This is a genomic window from Cupriavidus sp. JZ107, from assembly GCF_053903255.1.
The window spans coordinates 835,134-851,159 of sequence record NZ_CP096481.1 but is presented as its reverse complement, the minus strand read 5'-3'; the positions used below and the strand labels follow the sequence as shown (position 1 = coordinate 851,159).

Below are 16,026 nucleotides of genomic sequence, written 5' to 3'. Positions count from 1 at the left end.
GTCGGAAGCGAGGGAGAAGGCGGTCGGGCAGCCATGCGATTACCAAATATCAGCGCTCTGAATTTGTGATTTTACGATAGCGAGGTGCTTTCCTACACTCGTCCGGCGAACAGAACGCGCATGCCGAGCGCGCACAGCAAAAACGCATATCGAACGATACCGCCCGACGTGGGCGGCCGATATCGCCATCAGCCGGAGACACCCCCATGAACAGCCCGCTCTCGCCCGCGCAGCAACAGGCCCTCGCCGACGCGCTGGCCAACGTCAGCCTCGACGACAAGTACACCGTGGAGAAAGGCCGCGTCTATCTGAGCGGCACCCAGGCGCTGGTGCGCCTGCCGATGCTGCAGAAGGCGCGCGACCGCGCCGCCGGGCTCAATACCGCCGGCTATGTGTCCGGTTACCGCGGCTCGCCGCTGGGCGGGCTCGACCAGGCGCTGTGGCAGGCCAAGACCCATCTGGCGGGCAGCGACGTGGTGTTCCAGCCCGGGCTGAACGAAGACCTGGCGGCCACCGCGGTCTGGGGCACGCAGCAGGTCAACCTGTTCCCCGGTGCGCAGCGCGACGGCGTGTTCTCGATGTGGTACGGCAAGGGCCCGGGCGTCGACCGCTCGATCGATGTGCTCAAGCACGCCAACTCCGCCGGCTCCGCGCCCCATGGCGGCGTGCTGCTGCTGGCCGGCGACGACCACGCCGCCAAGTCCTCGTCGGTCGCACACCAGTCCGAGCACGTGCTGATCGCCGCCGGCATTCCGGTGCTGTACCCGTCCACCGTGCAGGAATACCTGGACTACGGCCTGCACGGTTGGGCGATGAGCCGCTATTCGGGGCTGTGGGTGGCGATGAAGTGCGTCACCGACGTGGTCGAGTCGAGCGCCTCCGTCGACATCGATCCGGACCGCGTCCAGGTCGTGCTGCCGCAGGACTTCACGATGCCCGAGGGCGGGCTCAATATCCGCTGGCCCGATCCGCCGCTGGCGCAGGAGGCACGGCTGCTGGACCACAAGTGGTACGCGGCGCTGGCCTATGTGCGCGCCAACAGGCTGAACCGCGTGGTGGTCGATTCGCCGCGGGCGCGCTTCGGCATCATGACCGCCGGCAAGGCCTATCTCGATGTGCGGCAGGCGCTGGCCGACCTGGGCCTGGACGATGACACCTGCGCACGCATCGGCATTCGCGTGATGAAGGTCGGCTGTGTGTGGCCGCTCGACGCGCAGGACGCGCGCGAGTTCGCCACCGGCCTCGACGAGATCCTGGTGGTCGAGGAAAAGCGGCAGATCCTCGAGTACGCGTTGAAGGAAGAGCTGTACAACTGGCGCGACGACGTGCGCCCGCGCGTGTTCGGCAAGTTCGACGAACGGGACAACGAGGGCGGCGAATGGTCGGTGCCGCGCGGCAGCTGGCTTTTGCCCGCGCACTACGAGCTGTCGCCGGCGATCATCGCCAAGGCGATCGCGCGCCGGCTCGACAAGGCCGATCTGCCCGACGACGTGCGCGCGCGCATCGCCGCGCGCGTCGCGCTGATCGAGGCCAAGGAACGCGACGCGGCCCGTCCGCGGCTGTCGGTCGAGCGCAAGCCGTGGTTCTGCTCGGGCTGCCCGCACAACACGTCGACGCGCGTGCCCGAGGGCTCGCGCGCGCTGGCCGGCATCGGCTGCCACTACATGGCGATGTGGATGGACCGCAATACCGACACCTTCAGCCAGATGGGCGGCGAAGGCGTGGCGTGGACCGGCCAGATGCACTTCACCGACGAGAAGCACGTGTTCGTCAATCTGGGCGACGGCACCTACTTCCATTCGGGCCTGCTGGCGATCCGCGCGGCGATCGCGGCGAAGGCCAATATCACCTACAAGGTGCTGTTCAACGACGCGGTGGCGATGACCGGCGGCCAGCCGGTCGACGGCGTGCTGACCGTGCCGCGCATCGCGCATCAGGTGCTGGCCGAGGGCGCGCGCGAGATCGTCGTCGTCACCGACGAACCCGACAAGTACGCCGGCGGCGGCGGGCTGCCAGTCGGCATCGCCGTGCATCACCGCGACCGGCTCGACGACGTGCAGCGGCGCCTGCGCGATACGCCGGGCGTCACCGTGCTGATCTACGACCAGACCTGCGCGACCGAGAAGCGCCGCCGCCGCAAGCGCGGCGACTACCCGGATCCGGCGCGGCGCGCCTTCATCCACGATGCGGTCTGCGAAGGCTGCGGCGACTGCTCGGTGCAATCGAACTGCCTGTCGGTCGAACCGCTGGAAACCGAGCTCGGCACCAAGCGCAAGATCAACCAGTCGTCGTGCAACAAGGACTTCTCGTGCCTGAACGGCTTCTGTCCGAGCTTCGTGACGGCCGAGGGTGCGCAGGTGCGCAAGCCCGCGGCCGCCGGAACGCCGGGTGGAAAGTCGGACGCGATCGATCTGGACGCCCTGCCCTTGCCGACGCTGCCGGCGCTGGAACGGGCCTACGGCATCGTCGTGACCGGCGTCGGCGGCACCGGCGTGGTGACGGTCGGCGGCATCCTCGGCATGGCCGCGCATCTCGAAGGCAAGGGCGTCACGGTGCTCGACATGGCAGGCCTCGCGCAGAAGGGCGGCGCGGTGCTCAGCCATGTGCAGATCGCCGCCACGCCGCAGGGGCTGCATGCCACGCGCGTCGCCACCGGCGAGGCGCGGCTGGTGATCGGTTGCGATGCGATCGTGTCGGCCTCGGCCGAGGTGCTGTCCAAGGTCCAGCGCGACGTGACCGCCGCGGCCATCAACAGCGCGCGCACGCCGACCGCCGATCTGATCGCCAACCCGAAATGGCGCTTCCCCGGCGCCTCGGCCGAGCAGGACCTGCGCGACAACGTCGGCGAGGCCTGCGCCTTCCTCGACGCGAACGCATGGGCCGTCAGGCTGCTTGGCGATGCGATCTTCGCCAATCCGCTGCTGCTGGGCTTCGCGTGGCAGCGCGGCTGGGTGCCGCTGTCGCTGGCGGCGCTGACGCGCGCGATCACGCTGAACGGCGTCGCGGTGCAGAAGAACCTGCTGGCCTTCGGCTGGGGCCGCGCGCTCGCCCATCGAGGCGAGACGGCGGTAAGCGCGGCGCTCGGCGGCAGCGGCAACGTTTCGCGCCAGACCGGGGCGGCATCGACGCAGGTGCTGCCGCTTCCGCAGACGCTGGACCGGCTGATCCAGGAACGCGCCGCGCTGCTGCGGGCCTACCAGAACGACGCCTATGCCGCGCGCTATCTGGCCGCGGTCGACAAGGTGCGGCAGGCCGAGCTGGCGCTCGGTGCCGACCGCAAGCTGCCGCTGACCGAGGCGGTCGCGCGCAACCTGGCCAAGCTGATGGCCTACAAGGACGAATACGAGGTCGCGCGGCTGTACGCCGATCCGGCCTTCCTTGACAAGCTGCGCGCGCAGTTCGACGGCGAGCCCGGCCGCGACTATCAGCTGAACTTCTGGCTGGCGCCGCCGCTGCTGTCCCGCGAGACGCGCAACGGCCGGCCGCTCAAGCGCCCCACCAAGCGCCGCTTCGGCCCGCGCACGATGACGCTGTTCCGGCTGCTCGCCAGGCTGAAAGGACTGCGCGGCACGCCGCTCGATCCGTTCGGCCGCACGGCGGAACGCCGCGAGGAACGGCGGCTGGTGGACGAGTATCTGGCGATGGTCGAAGAGTTCGCGCGCAGCCTGGATGCCGATCGTTTCGACACCGCCCTGGCCCTTGCCAACCTGCCCGACGATATCCGCGGCTTCGGGCCGGTCAAGGAAGCGAGCATGCGCAAGGCGGCCGAGCGCCGGGCCGAGCTGGTGGCGCGTTATCGCGGTGGCGTTGTTGCCGACGGCCAGCGCGTGGCGGCCTGATGCGGATGCCCTGAGGCCCAGGATGGTCGTTCCCGCGAACGCGGGAACCCAGCGTCTTTCAACGCCACTGGGTCCCCGCCTTCGCGGGGACGACCGTGTTTGTCGGCGATGGGAAGCGGCCTGTTACGCCGCGCGCCGCGGCTAGCCGAACTGCGCCCGCAGATCGTCGAACGACAGCAGCCGCCCCGCAATCGCGCTGGCCGCCACCGTCGGCGGGCTTGCCAGCCACACCTGCCCTGGCCCCGAGCGGCCGGGGAAATTGCGATTGATCGAGCTGACCGTGACCTGCTCGGCCGCCGTCGACGAACCCGGCCCGCAGTTCGCGCAGGCGCCGCAGGAAGGCTGCAGGATCGTCGCGCCGACCGCGTCGAACGCCTCCAGATAGCCCTGCGCGATGCAGTAGTCGCGCACCGCCGTCGTGCCGAACTGCAGGTACAGCGTGACGCCGGCAGGCACCCGCAGCCCGCGCTCGGCGGCCCAGCGCAGGACCGCATGATAGTGGTCGAAGTCCTCGCGCTTGCCGGCCGTGCACGAGCCGCCGTAGGCGATGTCGATCCGTACCGGCTCGTTCAGATCGGACAGCGCCAGGCCGTTGCCGGGATCGCCTGGCCGCGCCACCATCGGCGCCAGGCCGCTGCAATCGACGTGAATCGTCGCGGCATAGTCGGCGCCGTCGTCGCTATGCATCCACGGCTCGACCCTGAAATCGATGCCGCGCCGGTCCTTCAGGAAGCGCACCGTCTCCGCATCGGGCGCGACGATGCCGGTGAAGCCGCCGAGCTCGGCGCACATATTGGTCAGCGTCGCCCGCTCGTCGGTCGACAGCGCCGACACCACCGGACCGGTGAACTCGAAAACCTTGCCGACGCCCGTGCCGCCGCGGATCGCCGGCAAGGCCAGCAGATGCAGCACCACGTCCTTGGCCGTGACGCCGGCCGGCAGCGCGCCGTCCAGCACGATCCGCAACGACGCGGGCAACGTCATCCGCACCGCGCCGGACACGAAGGCATTGGCCATGTCGGTCGTGCCCACGCCGAACGCCACGCAGCCGAGCGCGCCGCTGTGCGGCGTGTGCGAGTCGGTACCGACCACCAGCTGCCCCGGCAGCGCGTAATGCTCGGCCATCATCGCGTGCGAGATGCCGGCGACATTGCTGCCGTCGTCGCGCCGCGCCTCGTCCTCGGTCAGCGTCCGGTGGAACCGCAGCGCGTAGTCCGCGACGAAACGCCGCTGGGCGTCGCGCATCTGCACGACGTTCCGCACCAGGCCGCCGCGCAGATGGGCCGGGCTTTGCTCGACATACGAGGTGTGGTCCTCGAACACGACGACGCGCTCGGGCGCGTGCAAGACGAGCGGCCGGCCCAGCGCGGCGTGCAGCATATGAGCCGCCATGCCGGTGTAGTACTCGTGGATGAAGCGCCAGTCGGCGCGCACAAAGATGCCGTCGCCCGGTGCGGGATCGGCCGGCGTGACTTCGGTCGCGATCGCATGGCGGGCGACGATCTTCTCGAACAGCGTGCGCGGCCGATCCGCGGCCGGCTGCGTGCGCTGCACCGCTGGCGCCCCGTCTCCGGCGAGGCCGCGCAGATGTCGCTGGCCGAAGCGCAGCAGGCCGCCCTCGCGCAGGATCTGCGCCGCCAGTGCATCGCGGCCGGCCAGCAGTTCCTCGAGGGGAATCGCCTCACCCGCCAGCAGCCGGGGAATCAGGCCGAAGTCGGTCGACGTCAGCAGGCCGATATTGTCGGCGTTCTGCCGGTAGATCCGCTCGAAGCTGCGGGCAATCACCAGCCGGATGCCGGCCAGTTTCTCGGCCGCCGGGCTGTGCTCGCGCGACGAGCCCTTGCCGTAGCGGTTGCCGGCGACGGTCACGGCAAAGCCGCCCTGCCGGATCGCATCGGCGCCGATCGGCTGGGCGCCGCCCGCGCGGAAGCCGGTATAGGGATAGCGCCCGAGCTGGTCGTCGAAATGGGTCAGGATCGGTACCGGCGTGATCTCGTCGGTCGAGACATCGTCGCGCAGCGCGCCGGCCTGCTCCAGCGTCAGCGCCTCGCCGCGCAACTGCCGTTCGATGGTCCGCGGGCAATCGGCAAGAAACAGAATGCGGCCATCGATCTGCAGGCGGTCCATCGGGGTCTTCTCCGGTCTTGTTGGTAAGCACCAGCACAGTACGTAGTGCCGAAAATCACCGAATCTACGCGCGGCGCCGTGCGACGGCAAAGCGCCGATGCGGCATCGGGGCTATCTGTGGCAGAGATATCCGGGTAAACCTGCGGTCGGTCCTGCGTCCATGGCCTGCACGGTCGGGCGACCTTGTCCCACGCGGCCGTTTTGCGGGACACTTGCGCCGGCCGTCCGATACGAAGCCCCGCTTCCATACACCGCCCATGCACCGCATCGATCCCGTCAGCATCCAGCTCTTTCTCGCCGCCGCGCGGGAAGGCTCCATCAAGCGCGCCGCGGAAACCGAACACATCGCGCAATCGGCGCTGAGCCGCCGGATCGCCGACCTGGAGCGCAGCCTGGGCGTGACGCTGCTGGTGCGCTCGCCGACCGGCGTGGCGCTGACCGAGGCCGGCGTGCGCGCGCTCGAACTGGGCCGCAAGCTGAACGAGGACATCGCCGCGTTCGCCCGCGAGGTGCAGGACCTCGGCGATCAAGTGGCCGGCACCGTGCGTCTGTCGGCCAGCCCGTCGTCGATCGTCGGCTTCCTGCCCGAGCGGCTGCACGCCTTCCGCGCCGGCCATCCGCACGTCGATATCGCGTTGCACGAGCGCTCCACCAGCGAGACGCTGCGCGCCTGCCTCGACGATCATGCCGACGTCGGCGTGGGCGTGGCGATCGACGGTGCGCGTGGGCTGGAATCGTGGCACTTCGCGCAGGACCCGCTGATGGTGCTGCTGCCGGCCGGCCATGTGCTGGCGGGGCGCACGGGACTGCGCTACGCCGATGTCCTGCAGTATCCGCTGGTGATCGTGCAGCAAGGCGGCGCGCTCGATACCGAGCTGCGCGATCGCGCCGCCGAAGCGGGCCTGCCGATGCGGCAAAGCGTGGCGGTGTCGAGCTTCGAGGCCGCCTGCCGGATGGTCGAGGCGGGGCTGGGCCTGGCCGTGATCCCGCGCAGCGCGACCACGGCCTATGCCGGTACGCGCGGGTTCGTGCGCGTGCCGCTGGACGAGCCGTGGCAGCAACGCGAACTGCGCGTCTACGCGCCGCGCAAGACGCCGCGGCTGCGGGCGGTGGAAGCGCTGATCGCGGCGTTGCGGGCCGAGCCGCCGGCGGGGCCGTCCGACAGCGGCTGAGGTCCGCGGCCGGCGAAACCGATGACGTTCAGTGGACCGATATCGCGGAACGCGATACCGGGTCCGACGCAACAGCATTTCTTTCCCGCAGGCTGACCGCTCTAGACTGGCGCGCAGAGGAACCGTCGACAGGTTCCCGCCAAGCGACAACGGAGACAGCATGCCCCTCATCCTTTGCACCGTCGGCCGCCTGCGCCGTGCCCTTCGCCCCCTTCGCCGCGCTGCTGCGCTGACGGTTGCCCTGACTTCTGCACTGACAGTTGCCGCTGCCTTCGCGGTCCCGCCCGCGGCCCACGCGCAATCGGCCGACGGCAAGCCGCTGCGGCTGATCGTGCCGACCCAGCCGGGCTCGCAGGCCGACGCGGTGGCGCGTGCGCTCAGCGAATCGATGGGCCGCCAGGTCGGCCATCCGATCGTGATCGAGAACATCGCCGGCGCCGGCGGCATCCCGGGCACGCAGCAGATCGTGCGCGCGCCCAAGGACGGGCTGACGCTGGGCCTGGTGTCGTCGAACCACGTGATCAATCCCGCGATCTACCGCGCGATGCCGTTCGACTCGCTGCGCGACATCACGCCGATCACGGTGATCGGCACGCTGCCGCTGGTGCTGGTGGTCAATCCCTCGGTGCCGGCCAGCAACGTGCAGGAACTGATCGCGCTGCTCAAGAGCAAACCCGACCAGCTGAACTACGGCTCCTCGGGCAACGGCACCGTGCTGCATCTGGCCGCCGAACTGTTCGCCAGCGAGGCCAGGGTCCAGGTCCGCCACGTGCCGTACAAGGGCGCCGGCAACTACACCACTGACCTGCTCGGCGGACAGGTGCAGATGGGTTTCCTGACGGTGCCGGCCGTGCTGCCGCAGCTGAAGGCCGGCAAGCTCAAGGCCATCGCGGTCTCGACGCCGAAACGCATCCCGATGCTGCCCGACGTGCCGTCGCTGGCCGAGTCCGGCTTGCCGCGCTACAGCTTCGACGCCTGGCTGGCGATCGTCGGCCCGGCCGGATTGGGCAAGGACAAGGCCGCCGATCTGCAGACGAAGATCAAGGCCGCGCTCGATGAAAAGCCGGTGCAGCAGACTCTGGCCGCGCAGGGCCTGGTGATCGTCGGCAGCACGCCGGAACAGGCCGCGCCGTTCTTCCAGAGCGAGCTGGACAAGCACGCGCGCATCGTCAAGCAGTCGGGCGCGAGCCTGAACTGACCCGAGGATGTCCCCGCGAAGGCGGGGACCCAGTGGCTTTCGACGACGCTGGATTCCCGCTTTCGCGGGAAAGACAGCAGGGTCATCGAAGGCGGCCAAAAAAACAAGGCCCTCCAGTTGGAGGGCCTTGTTTCGTCGAAGGACAGTCGCGCTGCCGTCGATCAGCCAGCGAAGTTCTTGCTGACGAAGTCCCAGTTCACGACGTTCCAGAAGGCCTCGACGAACTTCGGACGGGCGTTGCGGTAGTCGATGTAGTAGGCGTGTTCCCACACGTCGCAGGTCAGCAGCGGCTTGGCGTCGGTGGTCAGCGGGGTGGCGGCGTTCGAGGTCGACACCAGGTCCAGCGAACCGTCGGCCTTCTTGACCAGCCAGGCCCAGCCCGAACCGAAGGTACCGACTGCGGTCTTGGTGAACTCTTCCTTGAACTTGTCGAACGAGCCCCACTTGGCGTTGATCGCGTCGGCCAGCGCACCGGTCGGTTGACCGCCGCCTTGCGGCTTCAGGCAGTTCCAGAAGAAGGTGTGGTTCCACACCTGGGCGGCGTTGTTGAAGATGCCGCCGGAGGACTTCTTGACGATCTCTTCGAGGGTCGCGTTCTCGAATTCCGTACCCTTGATCAGATTGTTCAGATTGGTGACGTACGTCTGATGATGCTTGTCGTGATGGAACTCCAAGGTCTCCTTGGACATATGCGGGGCCAGCGCATCATGGGGGTACGGCAGCGGGGGGAGAGTATGTTCCATTGTTCTGTCTCTGTGGGTTGTGGGACGGGAGACACCGATTGTAGGTGACTTGCCATAGTGGCGCAAACCAGCGGCAAAGCCCCTTCAGGGCGCGGCAGTATGCGGCCGCGGGCCCATCGACAGGTCCCATCGAGAGCCCTCGATAGCCCTACAGATCGAGCAGTTTGGCCTGCACGCTGGCGATGCCGACATCGGCCACGCCCTCGGCCAGATGGACCTCGACGCGGCCGCCGGCGCGCAGCTCGGACGGGGCCCGCAAGGCCTTGCCGCGCGGATCGAGCAGCACCGCATAACCGCGCTCGAGCGTGCGCTGCGGCGCCAGCAGTTCCAATGCGCCGGCGGCGCGATGCAGGCGCTGCGCCGCGCGTTCCTGCTGACGCTCGCTGGCGGCCTGCATGCGGACCACCAGCCGGGCGAGTTCCGCTTGCCCTGCGCTGGCATCGGGACGTTGCGCGCGCCAGCGCATCGACCACAGCTGCAGCCGATGGCGTCGCGCCACCAGGTTGTCGCGCCATGCCGCGCGCAGATGCCGCGCGAGATTGTCGAGCTGTCCGCGCCGCTCCTGCAATTGCGCCTGCGGGCTGCGCACGCGCCGCGCCAGCCAGTCCAGATGTTGGGCGCGCCGCTCCAGCTGACGGCGCATGCATTGGCCGAGCGCATCGCGCGCCCGCGCCGCCTGCGCCAGCAGATGCGCACGATCCGGGCTGACCAGTTCCGCCGCGCCGGTCGGCGTCGGTGCCCGCACATCGGCAACGAAGTCGGCGATGGTGAAGTCCGTCTCGTGGCCGACGCCGCAGACCACCGGCAGTGTGCAGCGGGCGACCGCCTGGGCGACCACCTCCTCGTTGAACGACCACAGGTCCTCGATGCTGCCGCCGCCGCGGCACAGGATCACCACGTCGCACTCGGCGCGCGCGCTGACCGTGTCGAGCATCGCCGCGATCTTGTCGGCGGCGCCCGCGCCCTGCACCGGCACCGGATAGACCAGCACCTGGATATGCGGCGCGCGCCGCTGCAGCGTCGTCAGCACGTCGCGCAGCGCGGCGGCCTGCAGCGACGTGACCACGCCGATCGTGTGCGGATGGGACGGAATCGGACGCTTGCGTGCGGGATCGAACAGACCATCGCGCGCGAGCTTGTCCTTCAGCCGCAGAAAGGCCTCGTACAGATTGCCGACGCCCGCGCGCCGCATCGCTTCGACATTGAGCTGCAACTCGCCGCGCGCCTCGTACATCGACACCAGCGCGCGCACTTCGACGGCCTCGCCTTCACGCACCGGAAAGTCGACATGCTGGTTTCGTCCGCGAAACATCACGCAGCGGATCTGCGCACGCGCATCCTTCAGCGAGAAATACCAGTGTCCGCTCGAGGCCCGCGTCAGGTTGGAAATTTCTCCACACACCCAGGCCAGCGGAAAGTTGCGTTCGAGTACCGATGCGATCGCATGGTTCAGTTCGCCGACCGGGATCACTTCGCGGCCGCCGGGTGCCGTCCGGGTGACTGGCGAAGGCGGAAACGAGAATGGTTCAGACATGGCAAATCGCCTCCGAAGCGGCGTCAGATGGACATGTCCACAGCATAACCGCTCTGTCAAGCCCTTCGCTGTAGGGTGCCTGAAACGGCCCGCGCTCCGAGGGGCTTGACACAAGCCATTGATTCTTAATGACTTTCCACGACATCACTTTTTAAGCAATGTAAGAATTTCTCTTACGCGTCAATCACTTACCATTTGTCCACACCAGCTTGTTCACAAAGTTATCCACAGGAACTCTGGACAACTACAGGGCGGTAACACCGACTGTGCGGACCCACACGGAGCTTGGTGGACGAAACGTCGCTCGCGCACCGATATGCAAACCACGTGAAGGACAAAGCGACGCCGCTCGCGGCTCCCGGCATTGCCACTTTTTTAGGCAGCCCGAAGAATTACCTTACCGATCAAGCCCTTGCCCGGCTTCTCCCGGGCTTATCCACAGGCGCTCCACAACGCTGTCCCGCTGGGATGTGGAAAGAGGTCGACTTTTAGATTTCCGTTGCCGATCGCCGACGCGGCGGGCCTTTTTGGCATGGTTGCACAGTTTTTGAGCAAGCCCGCGTAATCCCATATGGATCAATGACTTGGCACGCTTGTCAGGCGCCTGTCCACACTTGTTCCACAATCCTGTCCCGCTGCCGTGTGGAAAGCCGCAGGGCGCAATGGGGGCGATGCGCCGTTACCGTGGCGCCCGCCCCCCCTGCCGGGCTTGCTGGCTCGTCTGCCCATTTTTTAAGCAGAGCGGTGGACGGCCTTTACGATCAAGGACTTAGCGCGCCTGTCCGCCCGCTTTCCACAATCGATCCACAGCACTGTCCCTGCCGGGTGTGGACATGTCTGAAAGTGGATCGCACCAGCCCTGGCGGCTTGCCGCGCCGGGGACCGCGCGTTAGAGTGGCGCCTGTTTTTTTACGCCGGCCTGCCGCAGTCCCTTCCCTTCGCGCCGGCGACTCGGGGTGTCCTTGTGTTTTCCATCATTGAAGCGGCCGGTTGGCCGATCTGGCCGTTGCTGCTGGCCTCGGTCATTGCGCTGGCCTTGATCGTCGAACGTTCGCTGAGCCTGAAGCGCAGCAAGGTGCTGCCGGCCAAGCTGTACGACCAGGCGCTGACCGTCGCGCGGCAACGGCGGGCGACGCCGGACGTAGTCGACTCGCTCGAACGCGATTCGCCGCTGGGCCGCGTGCTGGCCGCCGGACTGCGGCACGTGATCGCCCAGCCGGACACGTCGCGCGACGCGGCCAAGGATGCGGTCGAGGAAGCCGGCCGCGCGGTCGCGCACGAGCTCGAGCGCTATCTGAACGCGCTGGGGACGATCGCGTCGGTCGCGCCGCTGATGGGCCTGCTCGGCACCGTGATTGGCATGATCGAGATCTTCGGCAGCCAGGGCGGCACCGGCGCCAATCCCGAACAACTGGCGCACGGCATCTCGGTGGCGCTGTACAACACCGCCTTCGGCCTGATGGTCGCGATCCCGGCGCTGATCTTCTGGCGCTATTTCCGCCGGCGCGTCGACGACTATGTGGCCGAGCTGGAATCGCGCGCGGCCGCGTTCCTCGATGCGATCCTGCCGCAGCGGCGCGCTTGAGGCGGATGCAGGCCATGCGATTCCGTACCCGTGCCAGGCGCGACGAGCCCGAGATCAACCTGATCCCGCTGATCGACGTGCTGCTGGTGATCCTGATCTTCCTGATGATCACGACCACCTATTCGCGCTACACCGAGCTGCGCATCCAGCTGCCGACCGCCGAGGCGGAAACGGCCCAGCAGCGGCCGCGCGAGATCGTGGTGTCGGTGTCGGCCAATGGCGAATACGCGCTCGACAAGGAGCGCATCGGCGTGCGCGATGTCGCCGGCCTGGCCGAGCGGCTGCGCGCGCTGGCCGGCACCGCGGCGGCGCAGGCGCCGGTGCTGATCGTCAGCGCCGATGCCCAGGCCAGCCACCAGTCGGTGGTCAACGTGATGGAGGCCGCGCGGGTTGCCGGGCTGTCGCGGCTGACGTTCGCGACGCAGAGCGGCGGGACGCGGTAGGCGCCTCCCCCACGAACGCCGGTCAGGTCCGATTGCGTTCTCGCTCTCTTCCTCAGGGGAGAGGGTCGGGGACAGGGGGTGGTTTCAAGCAGCGGTGGCATGGCAAGTGCCGCTTGCCCTCTCCGCCAACCCCTGTCCCGCAAGCGGGACAGGGGGCACTACCATGCCGCCCCACCGCGACACGATAGACTCTGGCGAAAATCGCTCTCCTTCTACCCATGCCCGCTGCCCGTCATCTGCTGTCCGACTTCGTTACCCGCCAGTGGCAACGCCGCGGCTGGTTTGCCTGGCTGATGCTGCCGTTCGCCGGCCTGTTCGGTGCGATCAGCGCCATGCGGCGGCTGGCGTATCGGCGCGGCTGGTTCAAGTCGACGCGGCTGCCGATGCCGGTGGTGGTGGTCGGCAACGTGACCGTCGGCGGCACCGGCAAGACGCCGGCAGTGATCGCGCTGGCCGATGCGCTGTGCGAGGCGGGGTTGCGTCCCGGCGTGGTGTCGCGCGGCTATGGCGTCAAGCTGGAGCGGCCGCGCCGCGTCAAGGCGACCTCGAAGGCGGAGGACGTCGGCGACGAACCGCTGCTGATCGCGCGCTCGACCGACGTGCCGGTCTGGGTCTTTCCCGACCGCGTCGCCTGCGCACAGGCGATGCTGGTCTCGCATCCGGGCATCAATGTGCTGTTGCTCGACGATGGCCTGCAGCACTACCGGCTGCAGCGCGACTTCGAGATCGTGATGTTCGACGGCCGCATGGGCGGCAACGGCTGGCTGCTGCCGGCCGGCCCGCTGCGCGAGCCGCTGTCGCGCCGCCGCGATGCCACGCTGATCAACGATCCGTATTTCCGCGCGACGCCGGACCGGCCCGAGGTCTACGGCATGCGGCTCGAGCTCGAGCAGGCCTGGCAGCTCGCCGATCCGACCATGGTGCGGCCGCTGTCGGCCTTCGCGGAACGGCGCGTGCTGGCCGCGGCCGGCATCGGCAACCCCGAACGCTTCTTCGCCAGCCTGCGCGGCGCGGGCCTGCAGCCCGATACGCTGCCGCTGCCGGACCATTACGATTTCGCCGAGGACCCGTTCGTCGACCATCCGGCCGCGCAGGCCGCCGAGGCGATCCTGATCACCGAGAAGGATGCCGTAAAATGCGACCGGCTTCGCGAGCCGCTCGACCCGCGCATCTGGGTCGTCCCCACCAGGCCCGTGATCGATCCGGGTCTGATCGATCGAATTCGCCGCACCGTCATTGCGCGCTGCCAGGCAGCGCCGACCGCGGCCACTGGCGCCGCCGCCGCCGCGGCCAGCCACACCAAGGAACACCAAGATGGACAACCGGCTGCTTGAAATCCTGGTTTGCCCGCTGTGCAAGGGCAAGCTCGAATACGACCGCGCCGCGCAGGAACTGATCTGCCATGCCGACAAGCTGGCTTATCCGATTCGCGACGGCATTCCGGTGATGCTGGCCGACGAGGCCCGCCAGTCGGTACCGGGCCGCGCCATCGATCCGACCTGAGGCCTGGCTCGATGTCGCTGGCCGATTTCACCGTCGTCATTCCCGCGCGGCTCGCGTCGACGCGCCTGCCGAACAAGCCGCTGGCCGATATTGCCGGCAAGCCGATGATCGTGCGCGTCGCCGAGCGCGCCCGCGCCTCGTCGGCGCGCCGCATCGTGGTCGCCACGGACGCGGACACCGTGCGCGCCGCCTGCGCCGAGCACGGCATCGAAGCGGTACTGACGCGCGCCGACCATGCCACCGGCACCGACCGGCTGGCCGAGGTCGCCACGCTGCTGTCGCTGGACGACGATGCGATCGTGGTCAATGTGCAAGGCGACGAACCACTGATCGCGCCGGCGCTGATCGACGCGGTGGCCCGGCATCTGGCCGCCCACCCCGACTGCGCCATCGCCACCGCCGCCCATCCGTTGCACGAGATCGGCGAGGTCTTCAATCCGAATGTGGTCAAGGTGGTCTGCGACAGCGCCGGCCGCGCGCTGTACTTCTCGCGCGCGCCGATTCCCTGGGCGCGCGATGCCTGGTCGGGCGTGCCGTCGGCCCCGGCCGCTAACGCGCAGGTGCCGCTGCCGGACATGCCGGTGCTGCGCCATATCGGCCTGTACGCCTATCGCGCCGGCTTCCTGCGCCGCTTTCCGACGCTGCCCGTCGCGCCGCTCGAACAGACCGAGGCGCTCGAACAACTGCGCGCGATGTGGCATGGCGAACGCATCGCGGTGCTGGCCACCGACGCCGCGCCGGCGCCCGGCGTCGATACCCCCGCCGATCTGGAGCGCGTGCGCGCGCTGTGGTCCGAGGCCTCCGCAGCCATCGGCGGCTGAGCGCAAACCGGCGCAATCCCGCACGGGGCGGGCCATTCGCCCGCTCCGGTTTACACACCGTTGACCGCCGCGGCAGGCCGATTCCCGGCTGCCTCGTGGCATAATGCACGCCAATAAAGAGCCGCTGTCGCCGTCAATGCGGGCGACGACGCAGGCTCGGTGGGGAGATGAAGAATGAGCCGTCCGGCTTGCGCCCATGCCAACCGCATGCGGACCGCGCCGGTCACCAGCCATGGCGGCGCCTGCGTGCCTGACCATCGCGCGGTAAGCCACACGTCAAGTTTCGGCGTTACCCTCCTTCCATTCCCCGCCATACCGGATTCAAAACTCTGAGGACCCGTAAATGCGTTTGATCCTGTTGGGCGCCCCCGGCGCCGGCAAAGGCACGCAAGCCAAGTTCATCTGCGAGAAGTTCGGCATCCCGCAGATCTCCACAGGCGACATGCTGCGCGCCGCGGTCAAGGCCGGCACCCCGCTGGGCATCGAGGCGAAGAAGGTGATGGACGCGGGCGGTCTGGTCTCCGACGACATCATCATCGGCCTGGTCAAGGACCGCCTGAAGCAGGACGATTGCCGCAACGGCTATCTGTTCGACGGCTTTCCGCGCACGATCCCGCAAGCCGAGGCGATGAAGGAAGCCGGCGTGGCGATCGACTACGTGCTGGAAATCGACGTGCCGTTCGACGCGATCATCGAACGGATGAGCGGCCGCCGCGTGCATGCCGCCTCGGGCCGCACCTACCATCTGAAGTACAACCCGCCCAGGACCGCCGGCGTCGACGACGAAACCGGCGAGCCGCTGATCCAGCGCGACGACGACAAGGAAGAGACCGTGCGCAAACGTCTCGATGTCTACGCGCAGCAAACCCGCCCGCTGGTCGACTACTACTCGGACTGGGCCGCCAACGGCGCGCCTGGCGCGAGCGTCGCGCCGCCGCAGTATCGCAAGATCAGCGGCGTCGGTTCGGTCGACGAGATCACGGCACGCGTGTTCGAGGCGCTGAAGTAAGCCGCCGAAGCCCTGCCCCGTGAAAGCGCGAAGGCGGCCGTTGGCCGCCTTT

12 protein-coding genes are annotated in these 16,026 nt (G+C 68.4%); 9 read left to right on the top strand and 3 right to left on the bottom strand.

Annotated features, from left to right (window positions below; genetic code table 11):
* Positions 1–206 precede the first annotated feature (206 nt).
* Positions 207–3,839 carry an indolepyruvate ferredoxin oxidoreductase family protein gene (locus M1D55_RS13465; RefSeq protein ID WP_456282385.1) on the top strand — a complete coding sequence of 1,211 codons (3,633 nt, stop codon included), beginning with the start codon at positions 207–209 and terminating at the stop codon, positions 3,837–3,839.
* A 141-nt stretch (positions 3,840–3,980) separates the two neighbouring features.
* On the opposite strand, the gene M1D55_RS13460 is transcribed toward M1D55_RS13465, so the two are convergent.
* The gene (locus M1D55_RS13460; RefSeq protein WP_456282384.1) at positions 3,981–5,966 is read right to left on the bottom strand and encodes an aconitase family protein; all 1,986 of its coding nucleotides are present in this window, start codon (positions 5,964–5,966) and stop codon (positions 3,981–3,983) included.
* Between the two features lie 257 nt (positions 5,967–6,223).
* Between M1D55_RS13460 and M1D55_RS13455 the strand changes: the two genes are divergently transcribed.
* Together M1D55_RS13455 and M1D55_RS13450 are read left to right on the top strand one after the other, a co-directional pair.
* Positions 6,224–7,138, top strand: a complete 915-nt coding sequence (locus M1D55_RS13455; protein WP_456282383.1) for a LysR family transcriptional regulator — start codon at positions 6,224–6,226, stop codon at positions 7,136–7,138.
* A gap of 160 nt (positions 7,139–7,298) precedes the next feature.
* Positions 7,299–8,336 carry a tripartite tricarboxylate transporter substrate binding protein gene (locus M1D55_RS13450; RefSeq protein WP_456282382.1) on the top strand — a complete coding sequence of 346 codons (1,038 nt, stop codon included), beginning with the start codon at positions 7,299–7,301 and terminating at the stop codon, positions 8,334–8,336.
* 161 nt (positions 8,337–8,497) lie between these two features.
* On the opposite strand, the gene M1D55_RS13445 is transcribed toward M1D55_RS13450, so the two are convergent.
* Positions 8,498–9,079: a superoxide dismutase gene (locus tag M1D55_RS13445; RefSeq protein WP_006576536.1), complete on the bottom strand. Its 582-nt coding sequence runs from the start codon at positions 9,077–9,079 to the stop codon at positions 8,498–8,500.
* Positions 9,080–9,227: 148 nt separating this feature from the next.
* On the bottom strand, positions 9,228–10,613 hold the full coding sequence (xseA, locus tag M1D55_RS13440; RefSeq protein WP_456282381.1) for an exodeoxyribonuclease VII large subunit: 1,386 nt from the start codon (positions 10,611–10,613) through the stop codon (positions 9,228–9,230).
* Between the two features lie 964 nt (positions 10,614–11,577).
* Here xseA and M1D55_RS13435 point away from each other — a divergent pair.
* The 6 genes from M1D55_RS13435 to adk all read left to right on the top strand — a co-directional run bounded on the left by M1D55_RS13435 (position 11,578) and on the right by adk (position 15,974).
* Positions 11,578–12,198 (top strand): MotA/TolQ/ExbB proton channel family protein, encoded by a 621-nt coding sequence (locus tag M1D55_RS13435; RefSeq protein ID WP_023264035.1) that lies wholly within the window; start codon positions 11,578–11,580, stop codon positions 12,196–12,198.
* A 14-nt stretch (positions 12,199–12,212) separates the two neighbouring features.
* Positions 12,213–12,641, top strand: a complete 429-nt coding sequence (locus M1D55_RS13430; protein WP_043438712.1) for an ExbD/TolR family protein — start codon at positions 12,213–12,215, stop codon at positions 12,639–12,641.
* Between the two features lie 218 nt (positions 12,642–12,859).
* On the top strand, positions 12,860–13,975 hold the full coding sequence (gene lpxK / locus M1D55_RS13425) for a tetraacyldisaccharide 4'-kinase (RefSeq protein WP_456282380.1): 1,116 nt from the start codon (positions 12,860–12,862) through the stop codon (positions 13,973–13,975).
* Positions 13,956–14,144 carry a Trm112 family protein gene (locus tag M1D55_RS13420; RefSeq protein WP_006579104.1) on the top strand — a complete coding sequence of 63 codons (189 nt, stop codon included), beginning with the start codon at positions 13,956–13,958 and terminating at the stop codon, positions 14,142–14,144. The genes lpxK and M1D55_RS13420 overlap by 20 nt, the downstream gene beginning before the upstream one ends.
* An 11-nt stretch (positions 14,145–14,155) precedes the next feature.
* Positions 14,156–14,965, top strand: a complete 810-nt coding sequence (gene kdsB / locus M1D55_RS13415; protein WP_456282379.1) for a 3-deoxy-manno-octulosonate cytidylyltransferase — start codon at positions 14,156–14,158, stop codon at positions 14,963–14,965.
* 343 nt (positions 14,966–15,308) lie between these two features.
* Positions 15,309–15,974 (top strand): adenylate kinase, encoded by a 666-nt coding sequence (adk, locus tag M1D55_RS13410; protein WP_006579102.1) that lies wholly within the window; start codon positions 15,309–15,311, stop codon positions 15,972–15,974.
* Positions 15,975–16,026: the final 52 nt, after the last annotated feature.

Coding starts and splice junctions, on each gene's coding strand:
- M1D55_RS13465 (WP_456282385.1), top strand. CDS start 207: ATGAACAGCCCGCTCTCGCCCGCGCAGCAACAGGCCCTCGCCGACGCG.
- M1D55_RS13460 (WP_456282384.1), bottom strand. CDS start 5,966: ATGGACCGCCTGCAGATCGATGGCCGCATTCTGTTTCTTGCCGATTGC.
- M1D55_RS13455 (WP_456282383.1), top strand. CDS start 6,224: ATGCACCGCATCGATCCCGTCAGCATCCAGCTCTTTCTCGCCGCCGCG.
- M1D55_RS13450 (WP_456282382.1), top strand. CDS start 7,299: ATGCCCCTCATCCTTTGCACCGTCGGCCGCCTGCGCCGTGCCCTTCGC.
- M1D55_RS13445 (WP_006576536.1), bottom strand. CDS start 9,079: ATGGAACATACTCTCCCCCCGCTGCCGTACCCCCATGATGCGCTGGCC.
- xseA (WP_456282381.1), bottom strand. CDS start 10,613: ATGTCTGAACCATTCTCGTTTCCGCCTTCGCCAGTCACCCGGACGGCA.
- M1D55_RS13430 (WP_043438712.1), top strand. CDS start 12,213: ATGCGATTCCGTACCCGTGCCAGGCGCGACGAGCCCGAGATCAACCTG.
- lpxK (WP_456282380.1), top strand. CDS start 12,860: ATGCCCGCTGCCCGTCATCTGCTGTCCGACTTCGTTACCCGCCAGTGG.
- M1D55_RS13420 (WP_006579104.1), top strand. CDS start 13,956: ATGGACAACCGGCTGCTTGAAATCCTGGTTTGCCCGCTGTGCAAGGGC.
- kdsB (WP_456282379.1), top strand. CDS start 14,156: ATGTCGCTGGCCGATTTCACCGTCGTCATTCCCGCGCGGCTCGCGTCG.
- adk (WP_006579102.1), top strand. CDS start 15,309: ATGCGTTTGATCCTGTTGGGCGCCCCCGGCGCCGGCAAAGGCACGCAA.